The 19317-nt window shown below is 60.0% G+C and carries 16 protein-coding genes and 2 tRNA genes; 4 read left to right on the top strand and 14 right to left on the bottom strand.

All coding sequences use genetic code 11. From position 1 onward, the window contains the following. The 7 genes from dnaB to rnr form a co-directional block, all read right to left on the bottom strand. Entirely contained in the window at positions 1–1398 is a 1398-nt protein-coding gene (gene dnaB / locus K0H48_RS04520; RefSeq protein ID WP_017138451.1) for a replicative DNA helicase, read from the bottom strand. A gap of 110 nt (positions 1399–1508) precedes the next feature. After that, positions 1509–1955, bottom strand: coding sequence for a 50S ribosomal protein L9 (gene rplI, locus K0H48_RS04515; RefSeq protein ID WP_003171376.1), 447 nt, complete (start codon positions 1953–1955; stop codon positions 1509–1511). An 18-nt stretch (positions 1956–1973) separates the two neighbouring features. Continuing rightward, positions 1974–2867, bottom strand: a complete 894-nt coding sequence (locus K0H48_RS04510; protein WP_219266551.1) for a hypothetical protein — start codon at positions 2865–2867, stop codon at positions 1974–1976. Positions 2868–2903: 36 nt separating this feature from the next. Continuing rightward, on the bottom strand, positions 2904–3134 hold the full coding sequence (rpsR, locus tag K0H48_RS04505; protein WP_002551829.1) for a 30S ribosomal protein S18: 231 nt from the start codon (positions 3132–3134) through the stop codon (positions 2904–2906). Positions 3135–3162: 28 nt separating this feature from the next. Further along, positions 3163–3585 carry a 30S ribosomal protein S6 gene (rpsF, locus tag K0H48_RS04500; protein ID WP_003217491.1) on the bottom strand — a complete coding sequence of 141 codons (423 nt, stop codon included), beginning with the start codon at positions 3583–3585 and terminating at the stop codon, positions 3163–3165. Between the two features lie 327 nt (positions 3586–3912). Then, complete coding sequence (gene rlmB / locus K0H48_RS04495) at positions 3913–4668, bottom strand: 23S rRNA (guanosine(2251)-2'-O)-methyltransferase RlmB (RefSeq protein ID WP_058422435.1); 756 nt, start codon at positions 4666–4668, stop codon at positions 3913–3915. Continuing rightward, positions 4665–7301: a ribonuclease R gene (gene rnr, locus K0H48_RS04490; protein WP_219266549.1), complete on the bottom strand. Its 2637-nt coding sequence runs from the start codon at positions 7299–7301 to the stop codon at positions 4665–4667. Before rnr ends, rlmB begins: the two co-directional genes overlap by 4 nt. A gap of 224 nt (positions 7302–7525) precedes the next feature. Between rnr and K0H48_RS04485 the strand changes: the two genes are divergently transcribed. The 4 genes from K0H48_RS04485 (at position 7526) to K0H48_RS04470 (ending at position 10575) form a co-directional block, all read left to right on the top strand. Further along, positions 7526–7612 (top strand) — tRNA-Leu (locus K0H48_RS04485). A 153-nt stretch (positions 7613–7765) separates the two neighbouring features. Further along, a tRNA-Leu gene (locus K0H48_RS04480) sits at positions 7766–7852 on the top strand. A gap of 144 nt (positions 7853–7996) precedes the next feature. After that, a complete protein-coding gene (locus K0H48_RS04475) occupies positions 7997–9022 on the top strand; it encodes an extracellular solute-binding protein (protein WP_138449479.1) in 1026 nt (341 codons plus the stop codon). Next, positions 9022–10575: an iron ABC transporter permease gene (locus K0H48_RS04470; protein WP_219266548.1), complete on the top strand. Its 1554-nt coding sequence runs from the start codon at positions 9022–9024 to the stop codon at positions 10573–10575. The genes K0H48_RS04475 and K0H48_RS04470 overlap by 1 nt, the downstream gene beginning before the upstream one ends. Before the next feature lie 108 nt (positions 10576–10683). On the opposite strand, the gene K0H48_RS04465 is transcribed toward K0H48_RS04470, so the two are convergent. From K0H48_RS04465 to hfq, 7 genes are all read right to left on the bottom strand, one after another. Next, positions 10684–12618, bottom strand: a complete 1935-nt coding sequence (locus tag K0H48_RS04465) for a methyl-accepting chemotaxis protein (protein WP_219266547.1) — start codon at positions 12616–12618, stop codon at positions 10684–10686. 140 nt (positions 12619–12758) lie between these two features. After that, positions 12759–14048: an adenylosuccinate synthase gene (locus tag K0H48_RS04460; protein ID WP_138817109.1), complete on the bottom strand. Its 1290-nt coding sequence runs from the start codon at positions 14046–14048 to the stop codon at positions 12759–12761. 54 nt (positions 14049–14102) lie between these two features. After that, on the bottom strand, positions 14103–15290 hold the full coding sequence (locus K0H48_RS04455; protein WP_138817110.1) for an ATP phosphoribosyltransferase regulatory subunit: 1188 nt from the start codon (positions 15288–15290) through the stop codon (positions 14103–14105). Between the two features lie 292 nt (positions 15291–15582). Then, positions 15583–16449 carry a protease modulator HflC gene (gene hflC / locus K0H48_RS04450; RefSeq protein ID WP_017138460.1) on the bottom strand — a complete coding sequence of 289 codons (867 nt, stop codon included), beginning with the start codon at positions 16447–16449 and terminating at the stop codon, positions 15583–15585. Continuing rightward, positions 16449–17627 carry an FtsH protease activity modulator HflK gene (hflK, locus tag K0H48_RS04445; RefSeq protein WP_219266545.1) on the bottom strand — a complete coding sequence of 393 codons (1179 nt, stop codon included), beginning with the start codon at positions 17625–17627 and terminating at the stop codon, positions 16449–16451. The genes hflC and hflK overlap by 1 nt, the downstream gene beginning before the upstream one ends. Positions 17628–17723: 96 nt before the next feature. Further along, a complete protein-coding gene (hflX, locus tag K0H48_RS04440) occupies positions 17724–19025 on the bottom strand; it encodes a ribosome rescue GTPase HflX (RefSeq protein WP_017138462.1) in 1302 nt (433 codons plus the stop codon). Positions 19026–19037: 12 nt separating this feature from the next. Continuing rightward, positions 19038–19298, bottom strand: a complete 261-nt coding sequence (gene hfq / locus K0H48_RS04435; RefSeq protein WP_003188059.1) for an RNA chaperone Hfq — start codon at positions 19296–19298, stop codon at positions 19038–19040. Positions 19299–19317: the final 19 nt, after the last annotated feature.

Here is a 19317-nt window from a genome sequence, read left to right as displayed (position 1 = left end):
TTACTCATCGTCGTCGAAGTTGTAACTGCCCGGCGCCAAATTTTCGAAGCGCGTGTATTTACCGATAAACGCCAGACGGATAAAGCCGATCGGCCCGTTCCGCTGCTTGCCGATGATGATTTCGGCAATGCCTTTGTGTTCCGTCTCGGGGTGATACACCTCGTCGCGGTACACGAACATGATCACGTCAGCATCCTGCTCGATGGCTCCGGACTCACGCAAGTCGGAGTTCACCGGGCGCTTGTTCGGCCGTTGTTCGAGGGAACGGTTGAGCTGGGACAGCGCCACCACCGGGCAGTTGAATTCCTTGGCCAGGGCTTTGAGCGACCGGGAAATTTCGGAAATCTCGTTGGTGCGGTTGTCGCCGCTTGAGCCTGGGATCTGCATCAGCTGCAGGTAGTCGATCATGATCAGGGCGATGTCGCCGTGCTCACGCACCAGCCGGCGAGTGCGCGCACGCATCTCCGATGGGCTGATACCGGCAGTGTCATCAATGAACAGCTTGCGGTCGTTGAGCAGGTTGACCGCCGACGTCAGGCGCGGCCAATCGTCGTCTTCCAGGCGGCCGGCACGCACCTTGGTCTGGTCGATACGGCCGAGCGAGGAAAGCATACGCATGATCAGCGATTCACCTGGCATCTCCAGCGAGTAAACCAGTACGGCTTTGTCGCTACGCAGCACGGCGTTTTCCACCAGGTTCATCGCAAAGGTGGTTTTACCCATGGATGGACGGCCGGCGACGATGATCAAGTCGGAAGGCTGCAGGCCGCTGGTCTTCTCGTCGAGGTCGGTGTAGCCGGTGGAAATACCGGTGATGGCGTTGTCGGTGTTGAACAAGGTGTCGATGCGGTCGATGGCCTTGGTCAACAGGTCGTTGACGCTGACCGGGCCGCCGGTCTTCGGGCGCGCTTCGGCGATCTGGAAGATCTGGCGTTCAGCCTCATCAAGGATCTCGGCGGCGGTGCGGCCTTCGGGGTTGAAGGCGCTGTCGGCGATTTCGGTGCTGATACCGATCAACTGGCGCAGGGTGGCGCGCTCGCGAACGATCTGCGCATACGCCTTGATGTTGGCGACGGACGGCGTATTTTTCGCCAGCTCACCCAGGTAGCCCAGGCCGCCGACTTGGGAAGTCTGGCCTTCCTTGTCCAGTTGCTCGGCCAGGGTCACCACGTCGATCGGCGAGTTCTGGTCGGCCAGCTTGGCGATGGCGCGGAAAATCAGGCGGTGGTCATGGCGATAGAAATCACCGTCCGAGACTTGATCCAGCACGCGTTCCCAGGCGTTGTTGTCCAGCATCAAGCCACCGAGCACGGCCTGTTCGGCCTCGATGGAATGCGGCGGCACCTTCAGGGCAGCGGTTTGCAGATCGTATTGCTCAGGAGCTGAAATATCGTTCATGGCCACTTGGAATTAGGGGTGTGTAGAAAAACAAAAGGCACGACCTGTAAACAGGATCGTGCCCGATGTTAACCGCCTGGCACGCGAGGTGCCAGTCAGTTAGGTGTTGCTTAAGCTGCTACCACTACAACGCGTACGGTGGCTTCAACTTCGGCGTGCAGGTGCACGGCTACGTCGAATTCGCCTACGTTGCGGATGGTGCCGTTCGGCAGACGAACTTCGCTCTTCTGCACTTCAACGCCGGAGGCGGTCAGTGCATCAGCGATGTCGTGGGTGCCGATCGAACCGAACAGCTTGCCTTCGTCACCGGCGGTGGCAGTGATAGTCACTTCCAGCTCAGCCAGTTGGGCAGCGCGAGTTTCGGCCGAAGCTTTTTTGTCTGCTGCGGCTTTTTCCAGCTCAGCACGACGCTCTTCAAACGCAGCCAGGTTGGCAGCGGTTGCAGCGGTGGCTTTGCCGTATGGCAGCAGGTAGTTACGACCGTAGCCGGCCTTAACGTTCACTTTGTCGCCCAGGTTGCCCAGGTTGGCGACTTTTTCCAGAAGGATCAGTTGCATGTGAAAATCCTCTAACTTTTAACCTTCACCGTTCGCGTTATCGGCGTCTTTCGACGCCAGACGACCGCGAAAATCAATCAGGCCGTCGACAATGGCCAAAACCACGAGTAACGGATAGATCAGCTGCATAAACAGCAACATCGTGACGTACAACCCCACCAGCCAAAACTTGGCCAGGCGCTTTCGCGCCACCAGCCCATGCATCAGGGCCAGCCCGGCAAACACCAGCGGTACACTGCAAATAGGCGCCAGCAAGGCCATCTGTGGGCCGAAGTTCGGCCCGACAACCATGCACGCCAGCAGCAACATCGCCGGCCCCGCTGGGATTCTGATACTGCGAAATTCGCGACCAAAACCACCCGGGTTGTACAACAACGCCTGCCAATAACGCCCAACAATCAGGCTCAGCACGCTGACGACCTGCAACAATGCCGCAATCAGGCCGGTCAGGACCGGGGCAATCAGTGACGCAAACCGCGCTCGCTCATCTACCGACAATTGCTGGTAGAGATCCCCGAGGGCCATCGGCAGGATCTTGACGATCTCTTGCGACAGCGCTTCGATTTGCGGGCGGAAAGCCGCGCCAAGCATCACTGAGTACACCAACCCCAATGCCACGCTGACCAGCAGCGTGCGGACCCAAGACTCGCTTGCGCGTAAAACCAACGCAAGGCTCAATGACCCAAGCAGTACCAGAAGTACCCGTGGATCACCGAATTGAAGCCACCAGATCAAGGCCGGCAACAATCCCAGGGCAAGAACGCCAAGGGCGTCCTTCAAACCGCGCCGCAGGAGCACAAGGCAACCTGCAGCAGCACCCAACCAATAAAGCAGCGGCAATGCCGCACATCCAGCCACTACCAGAGTGGCCTGCACGCGACCGCGCATGATGAACTCAGCTAAGGCGCGCATGCATTCAATCCCTTACTACTTGTCGACTGCCCGGTCTCAGCGGCCGTGGCTGTCGGTGTAGGCCAGCAGGGCCAGGAAGCGGGCGCGCTTGATAGCGGTGGCCAGCTGACGCTGATAACGTGCTTTAGTACCGGTGATACGGCTTGGAACGATTTTGCCGGTCTCGGATACGTAGGCTTTCAGAGTGTTGAGATCTTTGTAATCGATCTCTTTCACGTCTTCAGCGGTGAAGCGGCAGAATTTACGACGACGGAAGAAACGTGCCATTTGATAGGCTCCTTAAAAGGTCCGTGGATTACTCGTCAGCGTTATCGCTGTTGTCGCTGTCATCACTATCAGCGCTTTCGGCGCCTTCGTGCTCAGGACGGTCGCGACGCTCACGGCGCTCACTGCGGTTTTCTTCAGCCTTGAGCATCTCGGATTGGCCGGTAACGGCTTCTTCGCGACGGATGACCAGGTTACGGATCACTGCATCGTTGTAGCGGAAGTTGTCTTCCAGCTCGGCCAGGGCCTTGCCAGTGCATTCAACGTTCAGCATCACGTAGTGAGCCTTGTGAACATTGTTGATTGCGTAGGCCAGTTGACGACGGCCCCAATCTTCCAGACGGTGGATTTTGCCGCCGTCTTCTTCGATCAGCTTGGTGTAACGCTCAACCATGCCGCCGACTTGCTCGCTTTGATCCGGGTGGACCAAAAAGATGATTTCGTAATGACGCATGAATGCTCCTTACGGGTTGTAGCCTGCCGCTCAAAAACGGTCAGACAAGGAGTGAATGACACTTATGGATCTTGCCGCAGGGAGGCACATAGGTGCCTGCCAGGAAGGCAAGGGGCGCAATTGTAGAGAAGGGGGAGAAACGGCGCAAGGTGATTGGTGATTATTTGAACAATCTTCCAAACAGCCTCAAACGACTGTGGGAGCTGAAATCCTGTGGGAGCTGGCTTGCCTGCGATGCAGACACCCCGGTGTATCAGTGATACTGAGGTGATGCTATCGCAGGCAAGCCAGCTCCCACACAAGCCAGGCTCCCACATTCTTGATGGGTTACTTCTTGCTCTTGGCCTTGACGCCACGCTGGCGCTGGGCTTCAAACAGGCACACGCCGGTGGCAACCGACACGTTGAGGCTGCTGACGCTACCGGCCATCGGCAGTTTCACCAGGTAATCGCAATGCTCACGAGTCAGGCGACGCATGCCTTTGCCTTCGGCACCCATGATCAGGATGGTCGGGCCGGTGAGGTCCTGGTCATAAATGCTGACCTCGGCCTCGCCCGCCGTGCCCACGACCCACAGGCCGCGCTGCTGGAGTTTCTCCAGGGTGCGCGCCAGGTTGGTCACGGCCACCAGCGGAATCACTTCCGCCGCGCCGCACGCGACTTTACGCACGACCGGCGTCAGGGTTGCCGACTTGTCTTTAGGCACGATCACCGCCAGCGCACCGGCAGCATCAGCCGAACGCAGGCAAGCGCCGAGGTTGTGCGGGTCGGTCACGCCGTCCAGCACCAGCAACAGGGGCGCGCCTTCGGTACGGTCGAGCAGCTCGTCGAGCATCGCTTCGCCCCAGACCTGGCTCGGGCTTACGTCCGCAACCACGCCCTGGTGAACGCCTTCAACCCACACGTCCATCTCACGGCGCTCGGCCTGGCCGATAGCGACCTTGTTTTGCGTGGCCAGCTCGACCAGCGCTTGTACACGCGGCTCGCTGCGGCCTTCGGCCAACCACACCTGCTTGACGCGTTTAGGGTGATGACGCAGCAGTGCTTCTACGGCGTGTACGCCGTAGATTTTTTCCAGACTCATGACTTGGCCTTAGGTTTGCGCGACCCGCCGCTTTTCGCGGGGGCCGAACCCGCTTTAGGCGGGCCTTTACGGTGTTTACTCGGTTTGCTCGACGGCTTTTCCGCCCCGTGGGACTTTCCCCCAGACGCCGCTTTACCACCGCTTTTGGCTTCGTTGAGCAACTGCTGCTTCAACTCACGGCTCTTGCGCACTTCAGCGTTTTTCGCCGCAGCATCGCTCGGGCGGTAGGCCTCGGGGGCTTTTTCCTTGGTGGACGAACGACGACCGGCTTTGGCTGGCGCAGGCTCGGCGGCAGCTGCTTTCGCAGGCGCGCCCTTGCCTTTGCTGGCTGGCGCAGTCGGTTCGCTGCCACGCTTTTTACGGCCAGTCGGTGTTTCGCTCGGCTTGTCGGGCATGCCGAAGTCGATCTTGCGCTCGTCGAGGTCGACGCGCATGACCTGCACTTCCACGGTGTCGCCCAAACGGAAGCTGCGACCCGTGCGCTCGCCCGCCAGGCGGTGATGCACAGGGTCAAAGTGGTAGTAGTCGCCCGGCAGCGCAGTGACGTGTACCAAGCCTTCGACGTAGATGTCGGTCAGCTCGACGAACAGGCCAAAACCGGTCACGGCGGTGATCACACCTGGGAACGACTCGCCCACGCGGTCTTTCATGAACTCGCACTTGAGCCAGTTCACTACGTCGCGGGTGGCCTCGTCGGCGCGGCGCTCGCTCATCGAGCACTGCTCGCCCAGCTGTTCCAGAGCCGCTTCGTCGTACGGATAGATCCGTGCCTTCGGAATGGTCATGGCACCGGCGCGCTTGACGTGCGGAGTGTTCTGCTTGGAGTGGATTACGCTGCGAATCGCCCGGTGCGTGAGCAGGTCCGGGTAACGACGAATCGGCGAAGTGAAGTGGGTGTACGCCTCGTAATTCAGGCCGAAGTGGCCCTGGTTATCGGCGCTGTACACCGCCTGGCTCAGCGAGCGCAGCATCACGGTCTGGATCACGTGGTAATCCGGACGGTCCTTGATGCTGGCCAGCAATGCCTGGTAATCCTTCGGCGTCGGGCCATCCTTGCCTTTGTGCAGGGACAGGCCGAGTTCACCGAGGAAGGCGCGCAGTTTTTCCAAACGCTCCGGCGGCGGGCCGTCGTGCACACGGTACAGGGCAGGAATTTCGTGCTTTTTGAGGAATTCTGCGGTGGCCACGTTGGCCGCCAGCATGCATTCTTCGATCAGCTTGTGCGCATCGTTACGCGTCGTCGGCGTAATGGCCGCGATCTTGCGCTCGGAACCGAACACAATCCGGGTTTCCTGGGTTTCAAAGTCGATTGCGCCACGGACATGACGTGCGCCCAGCAATACCTTGTACAGCGCATAAAGCTGCTTGAGGTGCGGCACGACGTCGGCGTATTCGCCACGCAGAGCCTTGGCTTCGCTGGTCTTCGGCGCTTCCAGGATGGTGCTGACCTTGTTGTAGGTCAGGCGCGCCTGGGAGTGGATCACCGCTTCGTAGAACTGGTAGTCGGTCATTTCGCCGGTTTTGGAGATGGTCATCTCGCAGACCATGGCCAAACGGTCGACTTTCGGGTTCAGGGAGCACAGGCCGTTGGACAGCTGCTCAGGCAGCATCGGGATCACGCGCTCAGGGAAATACACGGAGTTGCCGCGCACCTGGGCTTCGTTGTCCAGGGCCGAGCCGATCTTCACATAGCTGGACACGTCGGCAATCGCGACGAACAACTTCCAGCCGCCAGAGAACAGGCGCAGCTTGCCAGGCTTGGCTTCGCAATAGACCGCATCGTCGAAGTCGCGGGCATCTTCGCCGTCGATGGTGACGAACGGCAGATGGCGCAGGTCGATGCGTTTTTCTTTGTCTTTCTCTTCCACTTCCGGCTTGAGCTTGGCGGCTTCTTTGAGCACCGCCTGCGGCCAGACGTGAGGAATATCGTAGGTGCGCAGCGCAACGTCGATTTCCATGCCCGGCGCCATGTAGTTGCCGACCACTTCAACAATATCGCCCTGTGGCTGGAAGCGCGCCGTTGGCCAGTGGGTGATTTTCACCTCGACGAACTGGCCGACCTTGGCGGCGCCATTGCGACCCGGGGTGATCAGCACTTCCTGCTGCACCTTCGGGTTATCCGGCACCACAAAGCCGATACCGCCTTCTTCGAAGTAACGACCGACGATGGACTCGTGGGCACGGGACACCACTTCGACGATCACGCCTTCACGGCGACCACGACGGTCCAGGCCCGACACGCGAGCCAGGGCACGGTCGCCGTCGAATACCAGGCGCATTTGCGCCGGGCTCATGAACAGGTCGTCGCTGCCGTCATCCGGGATCAGGAAGCCGAAGCCATCGCGATGGCCGGCGATGCGACCCAGGATCAGGTCAAGCTTATCCACAGGCGCATAGGTGCCACGGCGGGTGTAGATCAGTTGAGCATCGCGCTCCATGGCACGCAAACGGCGGCGCAGGGCTTCGAGCTGGTCTTCAGTGGTCAGACCGAATTCTTCAACCAACTGCTCGCGGCTAGCAGGCGAACCACGATCGGCGAGATGCGCCAGGATCAGTTCGCGGCTAGGAATAGGGTTTTCATATTTTTCCGCTTCACGAGCGGCCTCGGGATCGAGGGACTGCCAATCGGCCATTAGAGAGTTTTCACCTTGTCTATATGCGGGTTAGTTTGGCATACGCGTATTGAAACGGGAAATTTCAGGTATCAACAAGCGTTTAAAAGGCCTTTGCCGCCCTCGGAAAGCACCTTGCATGACCATTGGCGAAATTTTCCAGGCTTTTTTCATGGCAGGGCTTTACAGCTCAAAATCGCCTCCGTATAGTGCGCGCCATCGACGACGGCAACGTTGTTGATGCTGCCCAGGTGGTGAAATTGGTAGACACGCCAGCTTCAGGTGCTGGTGATCGCAAGGTCGTGGAAGTTCGAGTCTTCTCCTGGGCACCAAATTCAGATTAAACCCGCGAAAGCGGGTTTTTTCGTTTCAGGCCTCTGATTTTTAACAAGAATATTGAATTATATTTTTGATATCAGGGGTTTACAGATTAAAAAGCGCTCCGTATAGTTCGCTCCATCAACAGCGCAAGCGTTGTTGATAATGCCCAGGTGGTGAAATTGGTAGACACGCCAGCTTCAGGTGCTGGTGATCGCAAGGTCGTGGAAGTTCGAGTCTTCTCCTGGGCACCAAATTCAGATCAAACCCGCGAAAGCGGGTTTTTTCGTTTCCGGGGTTTGAAAACCTCAGCGCTGATTTCCCCCTCGTCCGCACATGAGAAGTTTTATCGTTTATCCTTGCAATGATTTGTTGCATACAAGCGAGGAACACTTCGGATGATGATCCGCGATAACCGTCTCAAGACATCCCTTCTGCGTGGCCTGACCCTCACCCTGCTCGGCTTGACCCTGCTCTCGCCCACCGCCTACTCCGCCGACAAGGTGTCCCTGACCCTGTACAACGGCCAGCACAAAGAAGTCGGCGATGAACTCGCCAAGGCCTTCGAAGCCAAGACCGGAATTCACGTCAACGTGCGTAAAGGCAGCAGCAACCAGCTCGCCAGCCAGGTCGTGGAAGAAGGCGAGCGCTCGCCTGCCGATGTGATCTACACCGAAGAATCGCCACCGTTGAACAAACTCGGCGAGCAAGGCCTGCTGGCCAAAATTGATGCGAGCACGCTGGACGTGTTGCCCAAGGATTACGTGGGCAGCAATGGCGACTGGATGGGTGTGACCGCTCGCACCCGCGTCGTGGCCTTTAACCCCAAACTGATCGCCGAGAAAGACCTGCCCAAATCGGTACTCGATTTTGCTGGCCCAGAGTGGCAAGGCAAAGTCGGCTTTGTGCCCACCAGCGGCGCATTCCAGGAGCAAGCGGTAGCCATCATCAAATTGCACGGACGCGAAGCCGCGGAAGAATGGCTGACCGGCCTGCGCGCCTTCGGCAAGGTGTACAGCAACAATATGGTCGCCCTCAAAGCCGTCGAAAACGGCGAAGTGGCCACCGTGCTGGTGAACAACTACTACTGGTTCGCCCTGAAGAAAGAAAAAACCAACCTGGATTCGCAGCTGCATTACTTCACCGATGGCGATGTGGGCGGCCTGATCACCGTGTCCTCGGCGGCGGCACTGAAATCCAGCAAGCACCCCAAAGAAGCCCAGCAACTGCTGGCGTTCATGGCCAGTGAAGAAGGCCAGCGCGTGATCACCAACACCTCGGCCGAATACCCGCTGCGCAAGGGCATGCAATCCAATCGTGGCCTCAAGCCGTTCAGCGAGCTGCAACCGCCGAAAGTCACCCCGGCCGACCTTGGCAACGCCGAAGAAGCCCTGGACCTGGAACGTGACGTTGGCTTGAACTGATGAACCCATCGCTTTCCGCCGCCGGGTTCATACCACGGCGCAAACGCCCGTCGATTTGGCTGCTGCTGCCCGTGCTGTTTCTGGTTGGCCTGAGCCTGCTGCCGCTGGTGTATGTCGGCACCAAGGCCTGGCAGGCGGGCTGGGCGGAGGCGGTGCACCTGCTGTGGCGGCCGTATGTGTTCGGGCTGTTGCGCAACACCTTGGCATTGATGATTGGCGTAACCGTGGCCTGCGGGGTCATCGGCCTCTCGCTGGCCTGGCTGCTTGAGCGCAGCAACCTGCCGGGGCGGCGCATCTGGGGCGTGATCCTGTGCCTGCCATTTGCGGTGCCGGCGTTTGTCAGCAGCTTTACCTGGGTGTCGCTGAGCGCCAACTTCGAAGGGCTTGGCGGGGCGATACTCGTGATGACCCTGTCGAAATACCCGCTGGTATTTCTGCCGGTGGCAGCGACCCTGCGCAATCTTGACCCTTCACTGGAAGAGTCGGCGCGTACCCTGGGCCTGAACCGCTGGGGCGTATTTTTTCGCGTCACCCTGCCTTTGCTGTGGCCTTCGCTGCTGGCCGGCGCGCTGTTGATCGCGCTGCATATGCTGGTGGAGTTTGGCGCACTGTCGATTATCGGCCTGCAGACTTTCACCACGGCCATCTATCAACAATTCGAGCTGGAATTCAGCAACGCCAATGCCGCGATGCTTTCGGCGGTATTGCTGGTGATGTGCCTGACGCTGCTGTGGCTGGAACTGCGCGTGCGCGGCAAAGGCCGACATGTGCGCATCGGCCAGGGCGCGGCGCGGCATGCGGAACAGGTCAAGCTGGGCAAATGGTCGAGCTTGGGTCAGCTGTATTGCCTGGCGCTGGCGATCATCGGCAGCGGCATTCCCCTGGGGATGCTCGCTTACTGGCTTGCCGTGGGTTCATCGGCGGCGTTCCCGGTGGCCGAGATTGGTGAGGCACTGCTGTCCTCGCTGGCGCTGTCATTGGGCGGCGCTGCGCTATGCCTGGTGTTGGCAGTACCGGTGGGGTTGCTGGTGGTGCGCTACAAAGGCCAGTTGGCGATTTGGGCCGAGCGCCTGCCTTATCTGCTGCATGCCCTGCCAGGGTTGGTGATTGCGCTGACACTGGTGTATTTCGCCCTGCACTATGTGCCGGCGCTATATCAGACCTCGGCATTGCTGCTGATTGCTTATGCGCTGTTGTTTTTGCCATTGGCCCAGGCACCGATTCGAACTGCCTTGAACAAGGCGGCGCCCCAGTTGGAAGAAGCCGCCCGTACGCTGGGAGCATCGTCGTTCAGCGCCTTTTGCCGGGTCACCTTGCCGATTATTTTCCCGGCCTTGGGGGCGGCGTTCGCGTTGGTTTTTCTGGATGCGATGAAGGAGTTGACGGCGACTTTGCTGCTCAGCCCGACGGGGTTGAATACCCTGGCGACTGCCGTGTGGGCGCATACCTCGAATGTTGAGTTTGCGGCAGCGGCGCCGTATGCGGCGTTGTTGATTCTGGTGTCGGGGTTGCCGGTGTACTTGCTCACTACCCGGATGTATTTGAGCCGCTGAGACCGCTATCGCAGGCAAGCCAGCTCCCACATTTGACCGAGTTCCAACTTTGGAATGCAGTTGAATGTGGGAGCTGGCTTGCCTGCGATAAGGCCGGTGCAGACGACGCTAAGCCCGAAACTGCCCCAAGCTCGCCTTCAACTGCGCCGCCAACCCATCCAGCACCTTGCCACTGGCCGTGGTTTCCACCACCGCCTGCGCGGCCCGCTCCGCCTGCGCATGGATCACCTCGACCCGCCCACGCACCGCATGCGCGCCCTGGGCTTGATGCTCGGCCGCACGCGTCGCCAAGCCAATCGCCGCATGCACTTGCTCCACCGAAGCCTGCACCGACTGTTGCAAGCGCACACTGTCGCGCAGTACCAACAACCCTTCATTCGCTTGGCGCCCGGCCTTGCCGATGGTTTCCACCGCCTCCCGAGCACCCTGCTGCAACGCCACGATATGCGCCTGGATGTCGCCGGTGGAGCTTTGGGTTTTACTCGCCAGCGCCCGCACTTCGTCCGCCACCACCGCAAAACCTCGTCCGGTCTCACCCGCGCGCGCCGCTTCAATCGCCGCATTCAGGGCCAGCAGGTTGGTCTGCTCGGCAATCCCGTGGATCACCGTCAACACCACTTCGATCTGCTCACTTTGCTGCGCCAACCGCTCGATCACCTGGGAACCGGCCTGCACCTGCCCCGCCAGCGCCTCGATCAGGCTGCCGACCTCCGCCGAGGTCCGCGAGTTTTCATCCGTGGCCTGGCGGATATCCACCACCTGCTGCAAAGCTGCCTGCATCGCATGGCTTTCGGCCTGGGCCTCATCGGCCATCTGCGACAGCGCGCGCAGGCTTTCGGCAACTTCGTCGCGCTGCAAACCGGCCGCCTTGTCAGCCCCGGCATTGCGCAAGGTCATGGCGCCGATTTCGACGCCAGTGCGCTGCGCCACATCGCCCGCCTCACGCACGATCGGCTGCAACTTATCCACAAAGCGATTGACCGCCGAGGCCATGTCGCCGATTTCGTCTTTGCTGTTGATCTGCACACGCTTGGTGAGGTCGCCCTCGCCCGCCGCCAAGTCATCCATGGCCGCAATCAACAGCTTCAGCCGATTGACCACACGGCGCCCCAGCACGATGGCGATCAGCAGCAATACGCCAAACCCGACAATCGCGAGCCCCATGCCGATGCGCCAGCGCAGCGCTCCTGCCGCGTCCTGCACGGCGCTGCTGGTGTTGGCGGTCATCTGGGTGGCGGTGGCTTGCGCCGATTGCAGGCGCGCGCCCATGGCCGCTGCGCTGTCGGCGGCGGCACCCTTGAGGCTGTCGCCGACTAACTGATCACTGCTCGCGATCAAGGCAGCAAAGCGCTGGTCCAGCGCTGCCAGGTCGGTCTCTACCGCTTTGGTCGAGACACCCATGCGGACTTTGCCGATCTCGGTGCCGTTGGGGCTGATGGACGCCTCGACGTAGAACACCGAGGGGTCGTTTTTAGCTGCATCCAGAACCTTATCCAAGGCTCGGTCGCCCTTGCCTTTTTCCAGCAGCGCCTGGTTGATCGGGTTTTCGCGATTGAGGTAACGGGTCAGGTGCTCGCCAGCCGCGTCGTCATACACCACGAACAACACGTTGGGATTGCGCTGGGCGCGCCGGGCAAACTCCGACAACGTCGGCACGTCGCTGTCCCACATGGCGCGCGGCGCCACCGAAGCCAGCAGTTGGGCCATGTCATTGGCCGAATCCTGCAGGTCTTTTTCCAGGGTCGCACGCAGTTGCTTCTGCTCCTCTTGCAGGCGCGTGGAAAGCCCTGCGGTCAGACGCTGGCGCGTGCTCGAAGACAGGCTGTCCAGGCTCGAGGTGACTTCCTTGCCGGCTTGCGCCAGCTCGCCAGAGAGTTTCTGGCTGTCGGCACCCAGGCGGCTGCTTAAATCCGCTTCCAACGCCGTTACGGTGCTTCGCGTCAGGGCAACGGCCACCAGCACTTGCACCAAAAGGGCGATACCTAGGGTAACGAACACCGGCCGCAACAGTCGGCTTTGTAACAATGAGAGAACGGCAGACACGGTAAATCCCTCCACCACGGGTGCCATTAATTTGATAGCACCGCGAAAGAAAGAACCATAGCAAGGGTCGTGCCGATTGCCAGCCAGGCACGAAAAAGGGCTCCCGAAGGAGCCCTTTTGCTTTTTACATCAACAGCTTGTTAAGCGAACGGGTGACGCAGAACGATGGTCTCGTTGCGGTCCGGGCCTGTCGAAATAATGTCGATCGGCGCGCCGATCAGCTCTTCAACACGCTTGATGTAGGCACGGGCATTGGCCGGCAGCTCTTCAAGGGTCTTGGCGCCCACGGTCGATTCGGTCCAGCCCGGCACTTCTTCGTACACAGGCTGCAGGCCGACGTAGCTGTCAGCGTCGGTCGGTGCAACGTCTTTGCCTTGTGCATCTTTGTAGCCGATGCAGATGTTGATGGCTTCCAGGCCGTCGAGAACGTCCAGCTTGGTCAGGCAGATGCCCGAGATGCTGTTCACATCGATAGCGCGACGCAGGATAACGGCGTCGAACCAGCCACAACGACGGGCACGGCCGGTGGTAGCGCCGAACTCGTGACCTTGCTTGGCCAGGTGCGCGCCGACTTCGTCGAACAGCTCAGTCGGGAACGGGCCCGAACCCACGCGCGTGGTGTAAGCCTTGGTGATGCCCAGGATGTAGTCCAGGAACATCGGGCCAACGCCCGAACCGGTCGCAACGCCACCCGCGGTGGTGTTGGAGCTGGTCACGTACGGGTAGGTGCCGTGGTCGATGTCGAGCAACGAACCCTGGGCGCCTTCGAACATGATGTCTTTGCCAGCGCGACGCAGGTCGTGCAGCTCGGCAGTCACGTCCAGCATCAGCGGCTTGAGCAGCTCAGCGTATTCCTTGCACTCGGCCAGGGTCTTTTCGAACTCGATGGCTGGCTCTTTGTAGTAACCCACCAGCATGAAGTTGTGGTAATCCACCAGTTCACGCAGCTTGTCTTCAAAGCGCGGCATGTTGAGCAGGTCGCCCACACGCAGGCCACGACGTGCAACCTTGTCTTCGTACGCCGGGCCGATGCCGCGACCGGTGGTGCCGATCTTCAGCTCGCCACGCGCCTTTTCACGGGCCTGGTCCAGCGCAACGTGGAAGGACAGGATCAGCGGGCAGGACGGGCTGATACGCAGGCGCTCGCGCACCGGTACGCCTTTCTCTTCCAGCTTGGTGATCTCACGCAGCAGGGCGTCAGGTGCAACCACTACGCCGTTGCCGATCAGGCACTGCACGCCTTCGCGCAGCACGCCCGACGGGATCAGGTGCAAGACGGTTTTTTCGCCATCGATGACCAGGGTGTGGCCAGCGTTGTGGCCACCTTGGTAGCGCACTACGGCGGCAGCATGTTCGGTCAGCAGATCAACGATCTTGCCTTTGCCCTCATCACCCCATTGGGTGCCCAGGACTACGACATTCTTACCCATAACACTTGTCCTCATTCGCGCAAACTTGGTGCCGGCGATGGCCGGCAGGAAAACTCAAGAAGCCAGTGGCGATACTTGCCAAAGCCCGTTCTGCAGAATCAATTGCCGGTCGCAGTCCGCATCACGGGCGGCGGCCAATGGCTGCCCAGGCAAAGCCTGGACAACACGCTGACCCTCACTGCGCAACTGGCAAACCTGCTGCCAGAGTGCTGCGTCCGTACTGTCGGGCATCCAGATGCCACCAGACGGCAGCTCGACCTCAGCACGCCCCAGGGTCACCAGGGTTTTCAAATCGGTAGAAAAGCCAGTCGCCGGACGCGCGCGACCAAAATCAGCGCCGATATCGTCATAACGACCGCCTTGGGCGATGGCCTGGCCAACACCCGGCACAAACACGGCGAACACCACACCGGTGTGATAGTGGTAACCGCGCAACTCACCCAGGTCGAAATACAGCGGCAACTCGGGGAAGCGCGCCGACAACTGCTCGGCAATCGCGAACACATCATCCAGCGCAGCCAATACCGGCGCCGGCGCATTGGCCAGGCGCTCACGGGCAGCCACCAGCACTTCACGGCCACCGCACAGGTTCACCAGGGCGCGCAGCATGTCGGCCAGGTCCGCAGGCACGCCTGCGGTCAGGGCGATCACTTCATCGATAGCCTTGCGCTGCAAGGCATCGAACAACTGTTGCTCCACTTCACCGGACAAACCGGCCGCACGGGCCAGGCCACGGTAGATACCGACGTGGCCCAGGTCCATGTGCACATCCGGCACATCGGCCAGTTGCAGCATGGCCAGCATCAGGCTGATCACTTCAACGTCGCTGCTCGGGCTGGCATCACCGTACAACTCGGCGCCCAACTGAATCGGGCTGCGCGAAGACGACAACGCGCGCGGCTGAGCATGCAGCACGCTGCCGGCGTAGCACAGACGGCTCGGGCCTTCGCGGCGCAGGGTGTGCGCATCGATGCGCGCCACTTGCGGCGTGATATCGGCACGGAAACCCATTTGCCGGCCCGATTGCGGGTCGATGACCTTGAAGGTGCGCAGATCCAGGTCCTGGCCCGCGCCGGTCAGCAGGGATTCCAGGTACTCGATATGGGGGGTCACGACAAACTCGTAACCCCAGCTCTGGAACAGATCCAACACCTGGCGACGCGCTACTTCAATGCGCGCAGCTTCTGGTGGCAGTACTTCTTCGATGCCATCTGGCAGCAGCCAGCGGTCTACCGTTGCCATTACGCCATTCCCCTATGATCCGGGCGGCCAGCCCTCGGCCGAGCCTTGAGTGAAGCAGAAAATACCCACGCTTTGCATAATCCACGCGCAAGAGCGACGTGACGAACGGCCTGCCTGCGGCCTCGTCGGGCACTTTCCTCGAAAAACCTGTGGCGTCTGCCGAATCAAACATGCAGACGCAAAAAAGCCGGGAATTTCCCGGCTGCCGCATCATACACCCGTTTTCTGAAAGGATCACCCCGCCAGGCATTTTAGCCGCCCGACGGAGTGCGCCCTAAAGTCACAGGCTTGGTTACTTGGACTTTTCCAGGTAGCGGAAGAAGTCGCTGCTTGGGTCCAGCACCATGACGTCGGTTTTGTTCGCGAAGCTTTCACGGTAAGCGCGCAGGCTACGGTAGAACGCGTAGAACTCCTGGTCCTGGCCGTAAGCCTTGGCGTAGATCGCCGCAGCTTGGGCATCACCATCACCCCGGGCCTCTTCAGACTCGCGATAGGCCTCTGCCAGCAGTACACGGCGCTGACGGTCGGCATCCGCACGGATACCTTCAGCCAACTCGTTACCTTTGGCGCGATGCTCACGGGCTTCACGCTCACGCTCGGTGCTCATACGCTCGAACACGCTGCGGTTCACTTCCTTCGGCAGATCAATAGCCTTGACCCGAACATCGACCACTTCGATGCCCAGCTCTTTTTCTGCCATCGTGTTCAGCGAACGGGTGATGTCAGCCATCAGCGCATCACGTTCACCGGATACCACCTCATGCAGGGTGCGCTTACCAAACTGGTCACGCAGGCCCGATTCCAGACGGCGCGACAAACGCTCGTCGGCAATCTGCTTGAGGCCGGAGGTCGCGGTGTAGAAGCGCTCGGCATCCTTGACGCGCCACTTGGCGTAGGCGTCAACCATCACGGCTTTCTTTTCCAGGGTCAGGAAGCGCTGTGTCGGTGCATCCAGGGTCATCAGGCGGCCGTCGAACTTGCGCACCTGGTTCACGTAGGGGACTTTCACATGCAGGCCCGGCTGGACATCCGCCTGCACCACACGACCGAATTGCAGCAACACCGCGCGCTCGGTCTGAGACACGATGTAGAAGCAGTTCCAGGCAGCGATGACCACGACGACGCCCACAATCAGGGCGGTCAGCGATTTATTGCTCATCAACGACTCTCCCTGGTACGTGTTTGCTGTTGCAGCAAGTCAGCGGCCGCACGGGCGCTCGCTTCGTTGGCAGCGGCATTCGAGCTGCTCGACGGTGCGCTGGTGCTGCTACGACCACCTTCGATCATCTTGTCCAGCGGCAGGTACAGCAGGTTGTTCTGCCCACCTTTGCTGCCGGTCACGAGAACCTTGCTGGTGTTGCTGAAGACTTCCTGCATGGTGTCCAGGTACAGACGCTCACGCGTGACTTCCGGAGCCTTGCGGTACTCGGCAACCAGTTTGGTAAAGCGGTCTGCCTCACCCTTGGCGCGGGAGACCACTTCGTCGCGGTAACCGTTGGCATCTTCAAGGATACGCTGGGCCTGACCACGGGCTTCCGGCACGACGCCGTTGGCGTAGGTTTCAGCCTGGTTGCGCGAACGCTGCTCGTCTTCACGGGCGCGGATCACGTCATCAAAAGCTTCCTGCACTTCGCGCGGTGCCGCTGCGCTCTGTACGTTCACCTGGGTCACAGTGATGCCGGTGCGATAGGTATCGAGGAACCGTTGCAGCCGCTCCTTGATTTCGCTGGCCATCAATTCACGACCTTCGGTCAGCACCTGGTCCATGGCGGTGGAACCCACCACGTGGCGCAGGGCACTTTCGGTTGCGTGTTGCAGACTGATTTCCGGCTGATCAACGTTCAGCACGAAGTCCTGCAGGTTGCTGATCTTGTACTGCACGGTCAGCGGCACTTCGACGATGTTCTCGTCTTCGGTCAGCATCTGGCCCTGCTTGGTGTAGGCACGCTCACGCGTGACGTTCTCCATGTACTTCTTGTCGATCGGCGGGAAATAGATGTTCAGGCCTGGCCCGACAGTCTCGTAGTACTTGCCGAAGCGCAGCACCACGGCTTGCTCCTGCTCGTCCACCACGTAAACGGCGCTGTACAGCCAAACGGCTGCGAGCACGACAAGCCCTAGGCCCAGCAGGCCGTAGCCGCCGCCCTTGCTTGTGCGACCGCCGTCGTCACCACCACCGCGTTTTTTTCCACCACCGAACAACCCATTCAGGCTTTCCTGCAGCTTTCGGAAGGCCTCGTCGAGATCTGGTGGCCCCTTGCGGTCGCCATTATTGCGGCGTTTACCACCCCAAGGATCCTGATTATTCGAGTTGCCACCCGGCTCATTCCAAGCCATAGCGCTCTCCATCTGATAAAGCAAAGACGCACCCACGGCGCGCCGACCAATGCTACAGAATGCCTGCTACTGCGGCACAACCGCTTTCGGAGGCTTTTATTGCAAAGTGTGTTGTTCGATGAACTCTGTCGGTACCACACCTTCACGGCTGACCAGCCGATTCAGCTCCGAGCGCGGCAATCGAACGGCCAGCAAGCTGACACCTTCTTCGTCGTATTCTTCTTTCTGTACGGCGCCCAGCTCGAAAAACTGTGCACGCAGTCGAGCAAAACGTTGCGGCAAGCGCAAGGTGCCGACAAACAAATCGCTGCCCAACAGCTCGGCAATCGCCTGTTCAAGCAACTCCAGACCACTGCCATCGCGCGCCGACAGCCACACCCGCTGGGGCTTGCCGTCTTCATCGCGCTGGATTTGCGGCTCAACGCCCTCAAGCAAATCGAGTTTGTTATAGACCTCGAGGATCGGCAAGTCCTGTGCACCAATCTCGCCCAGCACCACCATCACCTGCTCGATCTGCAGCATGCGATCCGGTTCGGCCGCATCGATCACGTGCAACAGCAGGTCGGAATTGCTCGACTCTTCGAGCGTAGACCGAAACGCTTCGACCAGCTTGTGCGGCAAGTGACGAATAAAGCCTACCGTGTCGGCCAGGACAATCGGCCCCAGGTCGTCGATGTCCAGACGGCGCAAGGTCGGGTCGAGGGTCGCGAACAGCTGGTCGGCCGCGTACACGTCGGATTTCGTCACGTTGTTGAACAGCGTGGATTTGCCGGCGTTGGTATAGCCCACCAGAGAGACCGTAGGGATGTCCGCACGCGAGCGGCCACGGCGTGATTGTTCACGCTGGCTGCGTACTTTTTCCAGGCGCCCCTTGATCTGTCGCAGGCGTACCCGCAGCAGACGTCGGTCGGTTTCCAGCTGGGTTTCACCCGGGCCGCGCATACCGATGCCACCACCCTGACGCTCAAGGTGAGTCCAGCCACGCACCAGCCGGGTGCTCATGTGGTCAAGCTGGGCCAGTTCTACCTGGAGCTTGCCTTCATGGGTACGGGCGCGCTGGGCGAAAATATCGAGAATCAGACCGGTGCGGTCGATCACGCGACACTCGAAAACACGTTCGAGGTTACGTTCCTGACTGGGCGTGAGGGTGTGATTGAAGATCACCAGATCGGCTTCTTCGGCATGAACCAGGTCGCGCAGTTCCTCGACCTTGCCGCTGCCAATCAGGTATTTGGCGGTTGGCCGATGACGCGGTACGTTAAAAAACGCAACGGTCTCGGCGCCGGCCGAATTTGCCAACTCCTGAAACTCCTGCGGATCTTCGCGCGCCTCAGGGTCCTGTCCATCCAAGTGAACGAGGATTACTCGCTCACCACCACCGTGGCGCTCAAAGAACAAAGGAGACTCCTATCAGGCGTTACCTGGCTCAGCGTCACCCTGTTCATCACCTGCTGCGCTAGGCAGACGGATTGGACGAACTGGAACGACTGTCGAGATAGCGTGCTTGTAAACCATCTGGCTGACGGTGTTTTTCAGCAGGATCACGAACTGGTCGAACGACTCGATCGTGCCTTGCAGCTTGATACCGTTGACCAGATAGATGGAAACCCCAACTTTCTCTTTACGTAAAGTATTCAAGTAAGGGTCTTGTAGCGAATGCCCTTTTGACATGTGCCGCACTCCTTTAAGG

This window comes from Pseudomonas sp. Xaverov 259 (assembly GCF_019352915.1).
In the GTDB taxonomy this organism is placed as follows: Bacteria; Pseudomonadota; Gammaproteobacteria; order Pseudomonadales; family Pseudomonadaceae; genus Aquipseudomonas.
Note: the sequence above shows the minus strand (reverse complement) of the source record. Positions and strands in the feature narration are given on the sequence as shown.